Below are 16,558 nucleotides of genomic sequence, written 5' to 3' on the forward strand. Positions count from 1 at the left end.
CTTAAAAGTTGTGGTTCTCGTTCACGATCTTCTGGATTTTAATCCAGTTGTACCCTCCACCCACCACGGCAACGATGAGGCCAATCGCCATGAAAGTCCAGAAACCGGTGAGCGTCCAACCCAAGAGGACACCGCCGGCGACGCCGCCCACGACGCAGATAGCTCCGTTGCGGGCGTGGGTGCGCACGGCTTGCTTGCGTTGCTCAATGGGGTTGTTGGGGCGTCGCTGCATAGTCATGGGGCTTATTCTACATGGACAGAAGCTAGCGGCCTGAAAGCTCGACCCAGGCAGTTCCAGCTTCCTTCGGTTCTGCCTCGCCCTGGGTCAGCGCCGCGAGCGTCGCCGCGAGTTCCTCCTTGCCGCCGGGCTCCACAGACACGGTGAAGGTCACCGCCTGGCCGTAGGCGGTATCCACCATGTCCACGCCACGGTTGCGCAACTCCGCCTCCAGCCGCCCGGCCTCCGCATGGGAGACTTCGACTGTATAGAGCTCGCGCAAGGCACGCGTGACGGGCTCAACCTGCTCCATCGTCTCGCTGACGGCGCCGCCATAGGCGTGCACGAGCCCGCCCGCGCCCAGCTTGATACCGCCGAAGTAGCGCACCACGACCGCGCAAATATCGAGCAGTCCGGAGCCCTTCAGAACATCGAGCATCGGCTTGCCCGCCGTGCCGGAGGGCTCGCCATCATCAGAGGAGCGCTCCACTGGATTCGAGCCGTCAACGTGGTAGATGTAGGCCGAGCAGTGGTGGCGGGCGTCAGGGAAGCGGTCGCGGGCGCCGTCGATAAGCGTGCGTGCTTCCTCTTCCGTCGTAGCGCGGCCGATGAGGGTGATAAACCGCGAGCGCTTGATCTCAATCTCGTGCTCGACAATCTCACCGGCGGCGGGGCGCTGATAGCTCTCCAGCATTATGCGACGAGGAAGTCGTACTCAGGCGTGCCGGGCTGAAGCTGCTGGCAGTTGAGCTTCGATTTCTCCATGCGCTCCAGCAGTCCGTCGATACCTGCGGCACTCCCCAACTCGATACCCACCAGCGCGGCGCCGGTCTCACGGTTGTTGCGCTTGAGGTACTCGAACAGCGTGATGTCATCTTCTGGGCCAAGAACATCCTGGAGGAAGTGGCGCAACTGGCCGGGCTCCTGCGGGAAGTTCACCAGGAAGTAGTGCTTGAGTCCGCGGTGCACCAGGGAGCGCTCCATGATTTCGGCATAGCGAAGCACGTCATTATTGCCGCCGGAAATCACGCAGACCACCGTTGAGCCCGGCTGCAGGTTGAGAGTGCGCAGGCCGGTCACGCTCAGCGCGCCGGCGGGGTCGGCGATGATGCCCTCGTTTTGGTAGAGCGCGAGCTGCTCCGTGCACACGGCGCCTTCCGAGACGATGTCATGGTGCAGGCGGCCCTGGTTGGCTTCCAAAATCTTGAAAGGCAGCTCACCGATGCGCTTGACGGCAGCACCGTCGACGAAAGGATCGACGGTCTCCAGGGTCACCGGCTCACCGGCCGCAAACGCAGCGCTCAGCGACGCCGCCCCGGCCGGCTCAATGCCCACCACCGCGGTGCGCGGGGCCATATCGGCGAGGTAAGAGGTGATGCCGGAAATGAGTCCGCCGCCGCCCACGGGGACCACCACGGTATCCAAGGACTTGCCCATTGAGGACAGCTGGGACACGATTTCCGCGGCCACAGTTCCCTGACCGGTGACGGTATCGCGCGAGTCGAAAGGCTCGATGAAGAAGGCGCCGCGCTCGGCGGCATCCGCGTGCGCGGCCGCAGCCGCCTCGTCGAAGTTGGCGCCGGTGACCACCAACTCCACGAAATCACCACCGTGAACCAGGATGCGGTCGCGTTTTTGCTTCGGGGTCGGTTCCGGCACGTAGATCTTGCCGTGGATTCCCATGGTGCGGCAGGCGTAGGCGACGCCCTGGGCGTGATTTCCCGCCGAGGCGGTAACTATCCCCTGCGTGCGCTGCTCTTCGCTGAGATTTGACATGCCGTAAATAGCCCCGCGGATCTTGTAGGAGCGCACATCCTGCAGATCTTCGCGCTTCAGGTACACCTCATAACCTGTCTCTTGGGACAGGCGCGGGCAGTACTGCAGCGGAGTCGGGGCAATCTCCGAGCTAATTCGCGATTGGGCCAGTTGGATATCAGAGGCGTGGATAGGCTCGAAGTCTTGCGGGATGGTTGTCATGGTGGCTTATTTTAGCGCCCCGCTCTCCACGCGTCGCACATTACCTAGCATTCGACCGGTTCACCGAACGTTTACCCAGATCTCGTTTGGCCGCAACTTACTGTTCCCCAAAAGCACTAGGGGCAAACGTACGGTGGTGCGGAATCTTTTCGTCTCGCAACAAGGAGTCTTTCTGCATGTCTCGTTCTATCTCCCGCCGCTCCCTCACCCTGTGCGCTGCGACCGCCACGTGCCTTAGCCTGGCTGTACCGACTTCCTCGGCTGCGATTGTAGAGAATGTCATCGAACACTCTGCTGCCGACGCTAACCTCAAGGTCACCCCGATTGGCACCTATGAGTCTGGGGTCTACGAAGAGTCCGCCGCAGAGATCGTGGCCTTCCACCCGGCCTCCAAGCGCATTCTCACCGTCAACGCACACGCGGGCCAGATTGATGTCCTCGATGCTTCGGATCCGACCAAGCTCACGCTCATCGGTTCCATTTCTGCTGGCGAGGGCAAGGAAATCAACTCCGTGGCCGTGCGTCCCGATGGCCTGGCTGTGGCCGCCGTCCAGCAAGCGGACAAGACCGAGGAGGGCGAAGCACTGTTCTTCAACGCCGCGGCCGAGGACCTAGCGACCGCCGAATTAGGGCGCGTGATGGTGGGCGCTTTGCCGGATAACGTCCACATCACCGCCGATGGTGGCTACGCTCTCCTGGCTAATGAGGGCGAGCCCTCGAACGAGCTCAACGCCGAGGGCACCGATTACATCACGGACCCGGAAGGTTCCGTCTCCGTCATTAAGCTGCCGGAGGGTGTTGAGGCTTCAACCCAAGCACACGCCCGTATCGCCGACTTCACAGCCTTCGACGGTCAGCCCCTGCCAGAGGGCGTGCGCGTCTTCGGCCCCTCCGGTCACGATTCCAAGCCCTCTATCGACTTCGAGCCGGAGTACATCACCTCCCAGGACGGCAAGGCCTTTGTAACGCTGCAGGAGGCCAACGCCATCGGTGTCATTGACATCGAGTCCGCCACCGTGGAAAAGATTCTGCCTGCACACATTGCGGATCACTCGACAGTCCCGCTGGACCCCTCGAACAAGGATGACAAGGCGGAGCTGCGCACCATCCCGGTTAAGGGTCTGTCCATGCCCGATTCCATCGGTGCCTTCACCGCTGGCGGCCAGACCTACTTCGCCACCGCGAACGAGGGCGACGCCCGCGAATGGGGCGTGGAGGAGAAGGACGGCGGTTCCGGCGTCTACACCGATGAGGTGGAGCTCAAGGACGTGGTCGAGGATGGCAAGGTGTGCGAGGGCGCGCTTGGCGACGTCGACCTGGACAAGCTCGCCGACAAGAAGGAAGCCGGCAACCTGAAGCTGAGCAACGCCTCTGGCTGGAACGAAGAGAAGGGCTGCTTCGACGAGCTTTATGCTTACGGCTCCCGTTCCTTTAGCATCTACGACGCGGAGGGCAACGTTGTCTTCGACTCCGGTGCCGAGTTCGAAAAGATCACCGCCGAGCTCAACGAGCCGGGCGTGTTCCACCACAACGCCGATAATGAGAGCGCCGAGTTTGATGACCGCTCCGACAACAAGGGCCCCGAGCCCGAGGCTCTCACCATCGGCACCGTGGGAGATCGCACATACGCCTTCATCGGCGCGGAGCGCGTCGGCGGCATCTTTGTCTACGACGTCACCGACCCTGCTAACTCTTCCTTCGTTACCTACGTCAACAACCGCGACTTCTCCACCGACGAGTCCGCTGCTGCCGGCGACCTAGGCCCGGAGGGCTTTGCCTTCGTCGACAAGGCGGACTCCCCCAACGGCGAGTACCTGCTCATCGTCGGCAACGAGGTATCCGGAACCACGACCGTCTACTCCGTTGAAGATCTCCTCGCCGGCGACAAGGACGAAGAGGAGAAGCCGGACGAGAAGCCGGATGAGAACCCTGGCGATGACTCGCAGGACCAGGACGATCAGAACAAGGACGGCCAGAGCTCCCGCCCGTCCACCGCGACCATCATCGCTGGTTCTGTCATCGGTGCCATCGCCGCCCTAGCCGCTGCCGTAGGCCTGCTGCGTGCCCCGGGTATCCGTGAAACGGTTCTCAGCCTGGCCCCTACACCGCTGCGCGAGCAGCTGGAGAAGTTCCTCTAGCCCCTACCGCGCTCCTGGGGAGGGCTGCTACATTGAAATGGGCTTGCACCAAGCCCTCCCCCTTTTTCTCATCCCCTCGCATCCCTTCCCAAGGAGAACCCTCTGATTATGCGCCTTTCAACCTCCCTGATCGCAGTGTGCACCACGACCATGGCCCTGGTAACTCCGCTGGCTGCAGCCGACGACGCTTCTGGTAGCGCTCAGCCCGCCGCGCAGAGCCAGAGCGGACAGAACGGTCAGAGCTCCACTGGCGGAAGCTCGATGAACATCGGTCACACCAACACCTCCGGCCTCTCCGAGGAGTGCGCGGATGCGGTGCGCAAGGCGCGCGAGGAGCACGAAAACGCGGTGGCCGATGACACTGCGGGCTCGTCCTTCATGGGGCCGAAGGAGCTCGGACTCGGCATCCTTAACGGTTATGGTTCCTCCGGTATGCCGGCAGAGCCAGACTGCGTCCAGGAAGAAAAGGACGCTGAGCTGGAGAAGGAATGGGACGAGATGCCGGACTGGGTACAGTCTGCACGCCCCAATGACACGGCCGAGGAGGTCTTTGCGTGGATCGGTGGCGCGGCTGCGTTACTCTCCGTCGGCATCAACCTGCTGGCCGCGGTCGCGCAGTCCAACCCGGCTGTCCTCAACGACCTGCGTGCCTTCCTCAAGAGCCACGGTTTCTACTGGGATAACACCAAAAAGAAGGACGAGGCCGACGCGGCTGAGGAATAATTCCCTACCGTACGATCTCGAAGGCGCGAACCACACTTGGTTCGCGCCTATTTATTTCGCCCTCGGACGGGACCGCGCACTAGAGCATTTGCGCGCCCCAGCCCCGGCGACGGGTTAGAACAGTTCCTCCGTAGCGATCTGTGCGCCTTCAACGAGGGACTCCAACTTTGCCCACGCGATCTGGTGATGCAGGCGTCCACCGAGACCGCAATCCGTCGACGCGATGACGTTCTCGGGGCCCACCAACTCGGCGAAACGGATAATGCGATCCGCCACCAGGCGCGGGTGCTCCACGGCGTTCGTGGAGTGCGAAATCACGCCCGGGTAGATGACAGTGCCCTCCGGCAGTTTGTGGTCCTGCCACACACGCCACTCGTGCGCGTGGCGCGGCGAGGCGCCCTCAAAGGAGAAGCCGCCGACCTTGGCCTGCAGGATCTCTTCAATGATGTCCGCGAACGGAATATCCGTCACGTGCGGGCCGTGCCAGGAACCCCAGCAGATGTGCAGACGGGTCTGCTCGCGCGGGATGTCCTTGATGGACTCATTGAGGATGTCGATGCGCTCGCGCAGGAATGCCTGGAAGTCCTCTACGGTCGGCTCCGGAACCACCGAATCCCAAGCCTCAGCCAAGTCCGGGGCGTCGAACTGCACGGTCAGGCCGGCATCGGTGATGGCCTTGTACTCCACCTTGAGCGCCTCACCACAGGCGCGAACAAGGTCGGTTTCATCCTCGTAGTACTTGTTGGGCAGACGTGCCGCAGCGCCCGGGGACAGGGCGGCGACGAAGCCTTCGGTGCCCTCGGGGAGGGCGTCGGCAAGCAGCTTTACGTCTGCTTCGACCTGCTCCTGGCCGATGTAGGTAACCGGGCCGGTGAACTCCGGGTTAGCTACCTTCTTGCGGCCGGTAAAGATACCCGAATCCGGATCGTTGTAAGCCTCGGCGAACAGTGCGCGGTCGCGGCGATCCTTCATCGAGGAAAGGCGAATCTTGCCCGGCTCGGAGCGGATCTTGTCACCGATTTCCCAGCGGTCCTTGTCCGTCATGGTCAAACCACCCAGGCGGGTAAAGGAGTAGTTCCACCAAGCTCCATAGTCCACAGCGCCGGAGGTGATGTGGCCGTACTCGCCCTCGTTGATGATGTCGATGCCGAGATCAACCTGGCGCTTGACCACGTCAGCAACCGAGCGCTGAAGAATCTCGTGGAACTTCTCATCGGAGATGGTGCCGGCAGAACGCTCGAGGTTAGCCTCCAGCAGCTCCTTGGTGCGTGGCAATGAGCCGACGTGGGTGGTGCGGATCTTATTGACCATAGGAGGTACATTCCCTTTCAACTAGACTGTGCTGTCTAGCGTAACCCACGTACGAAGCACGGCCCGCTTCATTCTGTACTTTTATTCAGCACGTGGCCCCAACACGTGGGCTCACCCAAGGATGCCGGCGCCCATCGTCGCCTTGAGATCACCCATGAGGTTGCTGGAGCGCTCCACACGCAGATGTTCGCCGAGGACCATCATGGTGGACTCTTCGCCGTCGACAAGCGTGAGGTACACGTCGGACTCACCCTTGTTGTTGACCAAGACCTGCTTGAGCCGCGCAATGTTGTCCATCGTGCACTGATCCGTGCGCATGGTCAGTCGCAGCGGCAGCCCAGCACCGTTGCCCGGCCCCAAATCGGGAACGCGAATATCGGAGCAGAACAAGGACATGCGCTCATCGCGAATCTTCACCTGAACCTTGGCCAGGATGATATTGTCTTCCGCAATCTGCGGGGCCACCAGCGAGTACACCTGGTTGAACACGAGGATATCCACCTGGGCGCCGTTATGGTCCTCGATGCTGACGATGGCCCAGGGCGAGCCATCGCGCTTGGAAAAGCGCCTGTCGACGCCCGAGATAATGCCGCCGATCACCAGCTCCTGCCCGTTGCCGACTTCACCGTTGAGGATCTTCGTAATCGGGGTGTCGGTCTGCGCGTTGAGGGCTTCCTCGAAGCCATCGAGCGGGTGGCCGGACACATACAGGCCGAGCATCTCCCTCTCCAAGGCCAGCTCGTGCTTTCGATCCCAGTTCTCATCTGGGATATCGATAGCGAAGGCGGAGACAGAGTCGCCCTGTTCATCACCACCGCCAAAGCCAGCGAAGAGGTCAAATTGGCCCTTGTCGGCTGCTTTTTTGGTAGTCTGCACCGAATCCACGGCATCCTCGTGGATGAGCATGAGGCCCTTGCGCGGGTGTTCCAGGGAATCGAAGGCTCCGGCCTTGATGAGGGATTCGGTCACGCGCTTCGAACAGGCAGCCAGCTCGATCTTCTCCAGGTAATCGGAGAAGGACGTGAAAGCGCCTTTCTCCCGGCGGGTCTTCACGATGGAATCCACCACTTCCCCACCGACGTTGCGGATAGCGCCCATGCCGAAGCGGATATCCTCGCCCACGGCCTGGAAGGTTTCTTGGGACTCATTGACGTCCGGGGAGAGCACGCGGATGCCCAGGTGGCGACAGTCGGCCAGGTAGATAGCGGACTTATCCTTCTTGTCACCCACCGAGGTCAGCAGCGCGGCCATGTACTCCGGCGCGTAATAGGCCTTCAGGTAAGCCGTCCAGAAGGACACCAACCCGTAACCGGCGGCGTGGGACTTGTTAAACGCGTAGGAGGCGAAGGGCTCAATGGTGCCCCACAGAGCGTCCATGGCTTCCTTGGAGTAGCCATTGTCCTTCATGCCGCCCCAGAACTTGTCATACTGCTGGGCCAGGACTTCCGGCTTCTTCTTACCCATGGCCTTACGGAAGCCATCTGCCTCGCCGGCGGTGTAGTTAGCCACCTTCTGCGAGATACGCATGATCTGCTCCTGGTACACGATAAGACCGTAGGTCTCATCGAGGATCTCCTTAAGCGGCTCCTCCAGCTCGGGGTGAATTGGGGTAATTTCCTTGCGGCCGTTCTTGCGGTCCGCGTAATCCCAGTGCGCGTTCACACCCATCGGGCCCGGACGGTAGAGCGCCAGCGACGCCACAATATCCTTAAAGCCCGTCGGCTTCATACGCTTGAGCAGCTCCTGCATGCCGCCCGAGTCGAGCTGGAACACGCCCAGAGTATCGCCACGCGAGAGCAGGTCATAGACCTTTGAGGCACTCGGGTCGTCGGCATGGAGGTCCTCTAGGTGGACTTCCTCGCCGCGGTTCTTCTTGATGTTTTCCAGGCAGTCACCAATCACGGTGAGGTTGCGCAGACCCAGGAAGTCCATCTTCAACAGGCCGATGGCCTCACAGGCCGGGTAGTCCCAGCCGGTGATGTAGGCGCCGTCGGCTGGGCGCTTCCACATCGGGATGTGGTCCATAAGCCGGACCGAGGCCATAATGACCGCGCAGGCATGCACGCCGGCCTGACGGACCACGCCCTCGAGGCCGCGTGCGGTCTCATAAATCTTCTTGACGTCCGGGTCAGTCTCAATCATCTGCCGGACCTCGGTCGCCTCCGAGTAGCGCTCGTGCTCGGGGTCCATGATGCCGGCGAGCGGGATGTCCTTGGCCATGATGGCAGGCGGCAGCGCACCGTTAATGCGGTCCGCCATCTGGAAGCCCGGCTGGCCAAAGTGCACCTTAGCGGAGTCCTTAATGGCCTGCTTGGTCTTCACAGTGCCGAAGGTGATCACCTGGGCAACCTTGTCCTCGCCCCACCGCTCGGCGGCGTAAGTAATCATCTCGCCGCGGCGGCGATCATCGAAGTCGATATCGATATCAGGTGCAGACGGACGCTCCGGGTTCAAGAATCGCTCGAAGAGCAGTCCGTGCTCGATGGGGTCAATGTTGGTAATGGTCAGCGCGTAGGCCACGAGTGCACCGGCCGCCGAACCACGACCCGGACCGACGCGAATTCCGATGGACCGCGCGTGCTTGATGAGCTCGGCCACGATGAGGAAGTAAGAGGGGTAGCCCTTCATGTCGATGACGCTGATCTCGTACTCAGCGCGGTCGATGTACTCCTGCGGCACATCCCCACCGTTGAAGCGATCCTTCAGTCCCTCCATGACCTCGTGGGTCAGCCAGGAGGTTGGGGTGTGGCCCTCGGGGACGTCGGCAATCGGCATGCGATCGTGGGTGTGCTCCTCCCAAATCGCACCGTAGTCCTGCACGCGCTCCGCAATCCACAGGGTGTTATCGCAGGCCTCCGGCACCATGTGATCCCACAGCTCACGCATCTGCGCGGCGGACTTGATGTAGTAGCCGGTGCCGTCGAACTTGAAGCGATCCGGGTCCATGAACGTCTTACCGGTCTGCACGCACAACATGGCCTCGTGCGCCGGGGCTTGGGACTCCAGCACGTAGTGGCAGTCATTGGTCACCAACGGCGGCAAGTCCAGCTTGCGGCCGATCTCCAGCAGGCCGTCGCGCGTGCGCTTCTCGATGTCCAGCCCATGGTCCATAAGCTCCAGGAAGAAGTTGTCCTTGCCGTAGATGTCCTGCCACATCGCGGCAGCCTCGAGAGCCTCGTTGAACTGGCCTAAGCGCAGGCGGGTCTGCACATCACCCGAGGGGCAACCGGTGGTCGCGATGATGCCTTCGGCGTGCTCGGCAATAAGCTCCGCGTCCATGCGCGGCCACTTGCCCAACTGGCCCTCGTAAGAAGCCAAGGAGGAAAGCTTGAACAGGTTGCGCAGGCCGGTTTCATTCTCCGCCAGCATGGTCTGGTGCAGGTAAGCACCGGAGGCGGAGACGTCATCGCGCTTCTGGTCCGGGGTTCCCCACAGCACGCGCTTCTTGTTGAAACGTGACTCAGGAGCCAGGTAGGCCTCGATGCCGATGATGGGTTTAATGCCGGCGCTGGTCATCCTTTGATAGAAGGCATTGGATCCATACATGTTGCCGTGGTCGGTCATGCCGACTGCCGGCATGCCTTGGCGGAGAACCTCATCCGCCAACATGTCCACCTTGGCCATGCCGTCCAGCATGGAGAATTCGGTGTGATTGTGCAGATGGACGAAGGAGGAGTTTTTGGCCATGCGGCTCATCTTAGCGGGGCCGTCAAACTTCGCCCGTAGGTCCTCGTTAAGGTACATTTTCTTAAATGTTCTACACTATTGCCGCCTATCTCATGTGGGGCTTCTTCCCAGCGTTCTTCCCGCTGCTGCGCCCCGCCAGCCCGTTTGAGATCTTGGCCCACCGCATCGTGTGGACTGCGGTTCTCGTCACCGCAATGCTGCTGGTGACCGGTGGCTGGCGCGAGCTGAAAGCGTTCAGCTTGCGCACCTGGGGGTGGATGTTTGCCTGCGGCGTGGCCATCACCATCAACTGGGGTACCTATGTCATCGCCATCAACAGCGATCACGTGGCCGATGCCGCACTGGGCTATTTCATTAACCCGCTCGTCTCCGTGGCCCTCGGCATTATCTTCCTCAAGGAGAAGCTGACGAAGGCGCAGGTGGCGTCGGTCAGCATCGCCTTCATCGCGGTGTTGTGGCTGACCTTCATGACCGGCCAGGCCCCCTATTATTCGCTGGCCTTGGCCTTCAGCTTCGGAATATACGGCCTGCTCAAGAAACGCATCACGGTCTCTTCGATGGGCTCAGTGGCCGCGGAAACCTTGGTCATGCTCCCCTTCGCGCTGGTCTACCTGGGCTACCTCCAGGCACAGGGCGAATCCACCTTCACGACCGAAGGCCCCGAGCACGTCGCACTGCTGGTCACCTCCGGCCTCGTCACCGCTCTGCCGCTGTTGTGTTTCGCCCAGGGCGCTAAGCACCTGCGCCTGTCTACGCTCGGCATGCTGCAGTACATGACCCCCATCATGCAGATGCTGTGGGCGCTGTTCGTGACCCAGGAGCACATGTCCACCGAACGCTGGATTGGCTTTGCCATCATCTGGGTTGCGGTGATCATCTACCTTGCAGACTTGGTGCGCATGGGCCGCGCTTCTCGACGCCGCGCCCGCCTCCACCCCGCCGACGCGTCACCCACCGCAGAGGGCTAACGGCGCTTCAGCTCCTCGCGCGCCTGCTTAGCCTCGGCGCGCCGGGCGGATTCCTCGCGTGCATTAAGCGCCCACCGCGGCATGAGGATGGCCATGGCGATGCAGTAGATGGCCACCACGATGAGAATGCCGAGGGCGAGCTTGTCCGCACCCCAGATCCCTTGCGCGATGGCGGCCCCAGAGGCGATGAACGCGCCCGCCCACATCAAGAGGTAGGCAAAGCGGTAGTTCGGCGGCCACTCGGTGGTGTTGGGAAACAGGCGCATGTCTTCTCCTTGGCTGTTCTAGCGGTTCTCATTCTGTCCGACGTTGGCGGGCGGGCGCACGCCGAAGGATCCCCATGCGGCGTCAGCGGGCGCGACCTCCACGGTATCGACCCGCGGATCGTTAGCGAGGGCGCGCAGTTGACTCCCCCCGGAATAGACCACGACGGCATCGACCTTCGCTGGTGCATCCTCCGCCATGTCACGGGCATGGTCGGCCACGCGGGCCAAGACGGTATCGATAACGTCGGCGCGCGTGGCGCCGGCGACAGGCTCGGGGACCGCGATGGGCGCGGCCAGCCCGATCACGATGGCATCCATGCGCTCGATGGGCTGCAGGGCGTCGCTCACGTCCTGCGGACTCAGCGGCTCGCGAAAGCCCACCAGCGCGTAGGCCGGATCGGTTGCGTGCGCTAATGAGGTCTCCGCGCGCTCCCGATAATCGGCCGCGCTCTCCGAGCCATCAGGGCCAAGTTGGTCTCCCTGCACCGCCGTGCTGGGCTGCGTTCCGAAGAGCCCGAAGGCGACCACCACTGCCAAGGCGAGCACGGCCAACAGCACCAGCGCCGCGGCACGGCGGCGCCGGTAGATGCGTTGGCTGGCGCGTCGCTGCGGGCTCATCCGCGCAAAACCTCCACGGCGTGCTTGAGATCGTCCGGGTAGGGTGCAGTGCACTCGAACCACTTGCCGGTTCCCGGGTGGGTAAAGCCGAGTTCGACCGCGTGCAGCCACTGGCGGTTAAGCCCCACACGCTTGGCCAGGTTCGGGTCACGGCCATACATCGGATCGCCGACACAGGGATGCCCGGTGGCGGACATGTGGACACGGATCTGGTGGGTTCGGCCGGTCTCCAAATGAACCTCGAGGAGGCTAGCCTCGCGGAAGGCCTCCAACAGCTTGTAATGTGTCACGGCCGGTTTGCCGTCATCGACGACCCCAAATTTCCAGCCCGCAGAAGGATGACGGCCAATGGGTGCATCAATGGTCCCCACGATGGGATCCGGCAGGCCCTGCACCACGGCGTGATAGGTCTTCTGCACGGTGCGCTCGCGGAAGGCGTTCTTGAGTTGGGAGTAGGCGCGCTCGCTGGCGGCCACCACCATGACGCCTGAGGTCCCCACGTCGAGACGGTGGACAATACCCTTGCGTTCGGTAGGGCCGGCGTCGGCAAGCGCATAGCCTGCTGCCCGCAGCCCGCCGATGACGGTGGGCCCATCCCAACCCAACGTGGGGTGCGCAGCCACACCCACGGGCTTGCACACGCAGATGATGTCCTCGTCCGCGTAGAGAACATCCATGCCCTCCACCAGCTCTTCTTTGGGAATGAGTGGCTCCTCGGGCGCTGGCATCATGACGTCGATCCAGCCGCCGGCACTTAAGCGCTCGGACTTGCCCACGGCGGCGCCATCGATTTCCACGTCTCCCGCCGCGCACAACTGGGCCACCCGGGCCCGCGAAATACCCAAGAGCTTGGCCAGAGCGGCATCCGCGCGCATGCCATCGAGGCCCTCGGGCACCGGCAACCTACGACTTTCGCGCATCAAGCTTCCCCCGCTTCCTGCTCTTGTGGCTTTTCTTTCATCTCAGCCCAGAACATCGCACCAATGAAGACCACGACGCCACAGGTAATGGCTGCATCCGCAATGTTGAAAACCGCGAAGCTGCCCACGGAGATGTAATCCACCACGTGCCCAAACCAAAACCCTGGTTCACGCACGAGGCGGTCGATGAAGTTACCCAGGGCGCCTCCGGCGATCATCGCCAGACCTATCGCCTGCCACTTATCGTGAATGCGCGGGGCAGCGATGGCCACACCAATGATGAAGGCCAATTGGATCGTGGTAAACAGCCACGTCGATCCCTCCCCGCCCATAGAGAAGGCGGCGCCGGGGTTAAACAGAAGGTAGAAACGGAACCAGTCACCGATTACCGGCAACGCTTCACCTTCAGTGAGGATGGACAGCATCAGCGCCTTCACGGCTTGGTCGACGGCGGCCACACCGAGCACCACCGCGACCATCACTCCGATATAACTCCTTGCTTTCACCTGTTCCATTCTAAACAGGCTCATCCGGTAATTTGGAATGCGTGTTTCGTGTGAGAGCCCTAGCAGTCCTGTCCGCCACCGTCCTGGGAGTAGCCGGCGCGCTGAGCGGATGTTCCTATTCCCAGCCGGCCAAGCCAGTCGAGGAGCCAGTGGGGCTGGCCCTCGATGCCCCGCGCGTGACCCTCCTGGAACCGGGTGACGGCGCCGGTCAGGTCCTGGCTTTTAAGGACCTCGATGCCACGCAGGAGCTGACGTATGAGGTCGCCACGGGCTTCGACCAGCAACTGCGCAAGGACGGCAGCTCGGCCCCGTCACCGGAGGCTCAGGACAAGGTCACGCTTCCGTTGCAAGCCTCGGTGGAGGCGGCCACCGAGAATGTCGAAGGCCAACTTCCAGCCAGCCGCAATGCGTTCGTCACCGTCGGAAAGCCGGAGGCTGACGGCGCGGATGTCTCCTCCGCTGAGGGCTTCCAGTTTGGATGGCGCGGCACGGATACGGGCCAGATGAACTCGCTGCGCCTGGCCGCCCCGCAGGCGGCGACCGATCAGGCCCGCAGCACCGTCGAGCGCGCCATCACCAGCCTGACCTCACTGCCCATTGTCTTCCCTGATGAGGAAATCGGCCTGGGTGCGACGTGGGTGGTGGAATCGCGCGTCACCGGCGAATCCACGCTGTTGCAAACCACGACGTATACCTTGGACAAGCTGGACGGGGATATCGCTGAGCTCAGCGTGAAGATTGAGCAGCGGCCTTCCCTGGGCGCACTGTCCTTCGACGGTGCCGACGCCCCCGAAGAGCTACGTGGCAAGGAGCTGAAGGTTACGGACCACACATCGACCTCGGAGGGCTCCGTTACCGTTGATCTGGCCAAGCCGCTTCCCACCGCCGGCGATGTCTCCGTGACCACCGCGATTTCTTATGGTGCGGAAGGCTCTGATCTTCGCGTGGTGCAGACCAGCGCCACCAAGATGGAGTTCACCACCGAGTAGCCTGCTTCGCGCCACGCATTCTCCTGCGCGAGAGCACCGCGAAACAGCCTTGCGCACAAGGCAGCGCCCACCACTTGGCTGGCATGAGATCCAGCGAGTGGCGGGCGCTTAAGTTATGAAAACCCGGTTTTACTGGGCGGGAGCCTCAGCACCTTCTGCGGGGGCGTCGGCAGGCGCCTCAGCGCCTTCCTCGGCGCCAGCGCCTTCCGGCACGGAGTCCGCACACATCTCCGGGACCTCTTCCGGCGGGACGATGTTGGTGACCAAGACACACGCCCAGGTCTTAGACAGCTTCCACGTGCCACCCTCGTTGATGAACTCCACCTGGTCGGCGGTCTGCTGCTGGCCATCAGGGGTATTGATGTGGACGGTAGCGAGCGCGGAATCCGGCACGAGGCCCGGGATGACCGGAGCCACAACCTCGAAGGTGGCACCGGATTCGGCCTGGGACTGCGACATGACGTCGAAAAGCTCCGGCGCCGTTTCGCTGCCCTGCACCAGCTGCACCTTCTCTTCCTGCGGCAGGTTCGGGTCGGCGGCCTTGGCCAGAATCTCGTTGAGCTGCTCTACGGTGGGCATCTCGGTGGAGACAACCTGCGAGGCGGAGGTTTCGCCCGAGGGCTTAGCAGCGGTGCTGTTCTCGGCCGCGCCATCGTCGGAAGACGAGCAGGCGGACAGGGCAGTCGCGGCGCCCAAAGCCAGGACGGCGGCGCTCAGCTTGAAGGATTTCACAAATACTCCTCACGTTGGGGATCGTGGTTCATCCCTTTTACTCTAGCGCCCGCGAGCTTCACCCTGGGTTTCCCGCGCAGGTGTGCGCCTGTAGTAGCCTGCTGGCATGACTTTTGCACTCATCGCCACCGGTGGCACCATCGCCTGCACGACGGTCCGTGACGGCTCCCTCGTCCCCACCGTCAGCGGCCAGCAGCTGGCCGCATCCCTGGGTACCGCAGGCAGCCCTCACGATATCGAGGTGGTGGAGTTCCGCGCCCTGGACTCCAGCTCGATTACTTTGGCAGACCTCGATGAGCTGCTGCTGTGCGTACGTGACCAGCTGGCCCGCCCGGACATCGACGGCGTACTCATCACGCATGGCACCGATTCCTTGGAAGAGACCGCCCTAGCGTTGTCTCTTTTCGACCTCGGTGCGGGCCCCATCGTGCTCACGGGCGCGCAGCGCGCCTTCGATCACCCGGATGGTGATGGGCCGCGCAACCTGCGCGAGGCCTATCAACTTCTGTGTTCTGGGAAGCCGGGTGTGTGGGTGCAGTTTGGCGGCCGCACCATCCCTGGGCGCGGCGCGCGCACGGTGACGGTGAAGCTGCGGATGGCAGATTTTCACATCGAGTCACGCTCAGCCACCTTGCCCTACGCCACCGATGACCTGAAGGTGCTCGAAGCCAAAGCGTTGAGCTTGGCCCGCTACCCGGAGGAGCTCGGACCGATCAGGCTGGTGGGCGTGAGCTACTCAGGGCTGGAAGAGGCCCGCCAAGACGTGCTCTTTCCGGAACTGGACCGTGAGATTGTGCGCCGGGCGCCGGACACGGACTACGAAACCGGGGTCAGTGATTATCTGCCTGGGACGCCATCTGTCCCCGAGAGTGTTTCCCCGGCGGGTGGAGCTGCGGATTCCGAAGAATCGCTGAGTCACCGGTGGCGCGCGACCCAAGACGTCTACCGCCCCGACTTCGGCCACGGCTGGATCCAGGGCGCGGGCCACGGGGTGGTCAGCGTGCGTTTTGAAACCCGCGCTACGGGCCCGGGGTTCGTGCGCTCCTTCGCGGCTGAGGATGAAGACCTCCGCCCCGCCGACCCGCTGGAATCACTGGCGTGGGAGGACATCCCGCCGGATGAAGACGCCGACCCCGAGGACGCGGTAGAGGCCCCACCACGAGAGGACAGCTAGCCCGCGGTATAGGTCGTGGCAGGCGGGGTCGAGCTAAACATCTCGCCCACCGGGGTACCCGTGGCGAGGGCAGCGGCGAGCATGATGCGGGCTTGGCCTGCGCGGAATCCGCCGGAAGCCACCGCGCCCATTTCGCCCAAGGTGGCTCCACCGCCTGCACCGCCATAGGCCAGCTTTGTCACTCCATAAGGCGTGCGGGTGCTAATCACCACGGGCACACCCGCCTGTAGCGCGCGGGTTACCCCAGCACCCATCTCCGCGCCCATGTTGCCCGCGCCCCTCGCCTCGCTGACGAGGCCGGAGGCCCGGCTGCCTCTTCTACACCTCCGCCG

Annotated in this window: 14 protein-coding genes and 3 pseudogenes; 6 read left to right on the top strand and 11 right to left on the bottom strand. The window is 62.8% G+C overall.

Annotated elements, in window-relative coordinates; translation table 11 throughout:
* Window position 1 precedes the first annotated feature (1 nt).
* The 3 genes from HWX44_RS03720 to ilvA are packed head-to-tail and all read right to left on the bottom strand — an operon-like array spanning window position 2 to window position 2,194.
* Window positions 2-238, bottom strand: a complete 237-nt coding sequence (locus tag HWX44_RS03720; protein ID WP_070515717.1) for a hypothetical protein — start codon at window positions 236-238, stop codon at window positions 2-4.
* 25 nt (window positions 239-263) lie between these two features.
* Window positions 264-911 (bottom strand): YigZ family protein, encoded by a 648-nt coding sequence (locus tag HWX44_RS03725; RefSeq protein ID WP_046647993.1) that lies wholly within the window; start codon window positions 909-911, stop codon window positions 264-266.
* Window positions 911-2,194, bottom strand: a complete 1,284-nt coding sequence (gene ilvA, locus HWX44_RS03730; protein ID WP_175973222.1) for a threonine ammonia-lyase IlvA — start codon at window positions 2,192-2,194, stop codon at window positions 911-913. Before ilvA ends, HWX44_RS03725 begins: the two co-directional genes overlap by 1 nt.
* 176 nt (window positions 2,195-2,370) lie before the next feature.
* Here ilvA and HWX44_RS03735 point away from each other — a divergent pair, with 176 nt between their 5' ends.
* Window positions 2,371-4,332 (top strand): choice-of-anchor I family protein, encoded by a 1,962-nt coding sequence (locus HWX44_RS03735; protein ID WP_175973224.1) that lies wholly within the window; start codon window positions 2,371-2,373, stop codon window positions 4,330-4,332.
* A 108-nt stretch (window positions 4,333-4,440) separates the two neighbouring features.
* Window positions 4,441-5,055 carry a hypothetical protein gene (locus tag HWX44_RS03740; RefSeq protein ID WP_175973226.1) on the top strand — a complete coding sequence of 205 codons (615 nt, stop codon included), beginning with the start codon at window positions 4,441-4,443 and terminating at the stop codon, window positions 5,053-5,055.
* 114 nt (window positions 5,056-5,169) lie between these two features.
* Here HWX44_RS03740 and HWX44_RS03745 read toward each other — a convergent pair whose 3' ends face one another.
* Both HWX44_RS03745 and dnaE read right to left on the bottom strand, forming a co-directional pair.
* On the bottom strand, window positions 5,170-6,366 hold the full coding sequence (locus HWX44_RS03745) for a cobalamin-independent methionine synthase II family protein (RefSeq protein WP_049155297.1): 1,197 nt from the start codon (window positions 6,364-6,366) through the stop codon (window positions 5,170-5,172).
* A 111-nt stretch (window positions 6,367-6,477) separates the two neighbouring features.
* A complete protein-coding gene (dnaE, locus tag HWX44_RS03750) occupies window positions 6,478-10,053 on the bottom strand; it encodes a DNA polymerase III subunit alpha (protein ID WP_175973228.1) in 3,576 nt (1,191 codons plus the stop codon).
* A gap of 65 nt (window positions 10,054-10,118) precedes the next feature.
* Here dnaE and rarD point away from each other — a divergent pair, with 65 nt between their 5' ends.
* On the top strand, window positions 10,119-11,021 hold the full coding sequence (rarD, locus tag HWX44_RS03755) for an EamA family transporter RarD (protein ID WP_158396082.1): 903 nt from the start codon (window positions 10,119-10,121) through the stop codon (window positions 11,019-11,021).
* On the opposite strand, the gene HWX44_RS03760 is transcribed toward rarD, so the two are convergent.
* The 4 genes from HWX44_RS03760 to lspA are packed head-to-tail and all read right to left on the bottom strand — an operon-like array spanning window position 11,018 to window position 13,340.
* Entirely contained in the window at window positions 11,018-11,287 is a 270-nt protein-coding gene (locus HWX44_RS03760; RefSeq protein ID WP_175973230.1) for a type II secretion system protein, read from the bottom strand. The two genes, rarD and HWX44_RS03760, sit on opposite strands and share 4 nt — an antisense overlap.
* An 18-nt stretch (window positions 11,288-11,305) precedes the next feature.
* Window positions 11,306-11,905: a hypothetical protein gene (locus HWX44_RS03765; protein ID WP_070515730.1), complete on the bottom strand. Its 600-nt coding sequence runs from the start codon at window positions 11,903-11,905 to the stop codon at window positions 11,306-11,308.
* On the bottom strand, window positions 11,902-12,825 hold the full coding sequence (locus tag HWX44_RS03770; protein ID WP_175973231.1) for an RluA family pseudouridine synthase: 924 nt from the start codon (window positions 12,823-12,825) through the stop codon (window positions 11,902-11,904). The genes HWX44_RS03765 and HWX44_RS03770 overlap by 4 nt, the downstream gene beginning before the upstream one ends.
* Window positions 12,825-13,340, bottom strand: coding sequence for a signal peptidase II (gene lspA / locus HWX44_RS03775; protein WP_175973233.1), 516 nt, complete (start codon window positions 13,338-13,340; stop codon window positions 12,825-12,827). Before lspA ends, HWX44_RS03770 begins: the two co-directional genes overlap by 1 nt.
* 32 nt (window positions 13,341-13,372) lie before the next feature.
* Between lspA and HWX44_RS03780 the strand changes: the two genes are divergently transcribed.
* Window positions 13,373-14,320 carry a DUF6263 family protein gene (locus tag HWX44_RS03780; protein ID WP_175973235.1) on the top strand — a complete coding sequence of 316 codons (948 nt, stop codon included), beginning with the start codon at window positions 13,373-13,375 and terminating at the stop codon, window positions 14,318-14,320.
* 129 nt (window positions 14,321-14,449) lie between these two features.
* Here the strand turns inward: HWX44_RS03780 and HWX44_RS03785 are convergent, their stop codons facing one another.
* Window positions 14,450-15,052, bottom strand: a complete 603-nt coding sequence (locus tag HWX44_RS03785) for a hypothetical protein (RefSeq protein WP_175973237.1) — start codon at window positions 15,050-15,052, stop codon at window positions 14,450-14,452.
* 106 nt (window positions 15,053-15,158) lie between these two features.
* On the opposite strand from HWX44_RS03785, the pseudogene HWX44_RS13550 reads away from it, so the two are divergent.
* Both HWX44_RS13550 and HWX44_RS13555 read left to right on the top strand, forming a co-directional pair.
* A pseudogene (locus tag HWX44_RS13550) lies at window positions 15,159-15,575 on the top strand (asparaginase domain-containing protein); the annotation flags it as partial.
* A 36-nt stretch (window positions 15,576-15,611) separates the two neighbouring features.
* Window positions 15,612-16,226: pseudogene (locus HWX44_RS13555) on the top strand (DinB/UmuC family translesion DNA polymerase); the annotation flags it as partial.
* On the opposite strand, the pseudogene HWX44_RS03800 reads toward HWX44_RS13555, so the two are convergent.
* A pseudogene (locus HWX44_RS03800) lies at window positions 16,223-16,558 on the bottom strand (asparaginase); the annotation flags it as partial. The pseudogenes HWX44_RS13555 and HWX44_RS03800 sit on opposite strands and share 4 nt — an antisense overlap.

The sequence above is a fragment of the Corynebacterium sp. Marseille-Q2823 genome, from assembly GCF_903645345.1.
Lineage (GTDB): Bacteria > Actinomycetota > Actinomycetes > Mycobacteriales > Mycobacteriaceae > Corynebacterium > Corynebacterium hiratae.

Bases quoted from the DNA above. Each gene is read 5' to 3' on its own strand.
- HWX44_RS03720 (WP_070515717.1), bottom strand. From the start codon at position 238: ATGACTATGCAGCGACGCCCCAACAACCCCATTGAGCAACGCAAGCAA.
- HWX44_RS03725 (WP_046647993.1), bottom strand. From the start codon at position 911: ATGCTGGAGAGCTATCAGCGCCCCGCCGCCGGTGAGATTGTCGAGCAC.
- ilvA (WP_175973222.1), bottom strand. From the start codon at position 2,194: ATGACAACCATCCCGCAAGACTTCGAGCCTATCCACGCCTCTGATATC.
- HWX44_RS03735 (WP_175973224.1), top strand. From the start codon at position 2,371: ATGTCTCGTTCTATCTCCCGCCGCTCCCTCACCCTGTGCGCTGCGACC.
- HWX44_RS03740 (WP_175973226.1), top strand. From the start codon at position 4,441: ATGCGCCTTTCAACCTCCCTGATCGCAGTGTGCACCACGACCATGGCC.
- HWX44_RS03745 (WP_049155297.1), bottom strand. From the start codon at position 6,366: ATGGTCAATAAGATCCGCACCACCCACGTCGGCTCATTGCCACGCACC.
- dnaE (WP_175973228.1), bottom strand. From the start codon at position 10,053: ATGGCCAAAAACTCCTCCTTCGTCCATCTGCACAATCACACCGAATTC.
- rarD (WP_158396082.1), top strand. From the start codon at position 10,119: ATGTTCTACACTATTGCCGCCTATCTCATGTGGGGCTTCTTCCCAGCG.
- HWX44_RS03760 (WP_175973230.1), bottom strand. From the start codon at position 11,287: ATGCGCCTGTTTCCCAACACCACCGAGTGGCCGCCGAACTACCGCTTT.
- HWX44_RS03765 (WP_070515730.1), bottom strand. From the start codon at position 11,905: ATGAGCCCGCAGCGACGCGCCAGCCAACGCATCTACCGGCGCCGCCGT.
- HWX44_RS03770 (WP_175973231.1), bottom strand. From the start codon at position 12,825: ATGCGCGAAAGTCGTAGGTTGCCGGTGCCCGAGGGCCTCGATGGCATG.
- lspA (WP_175973233.1), bottom strand. From the start codon at position 13,340: ATGGAACAGGTGAAAGCAAGGAGTTATATCGGAGTGATGGTCGCGGTG.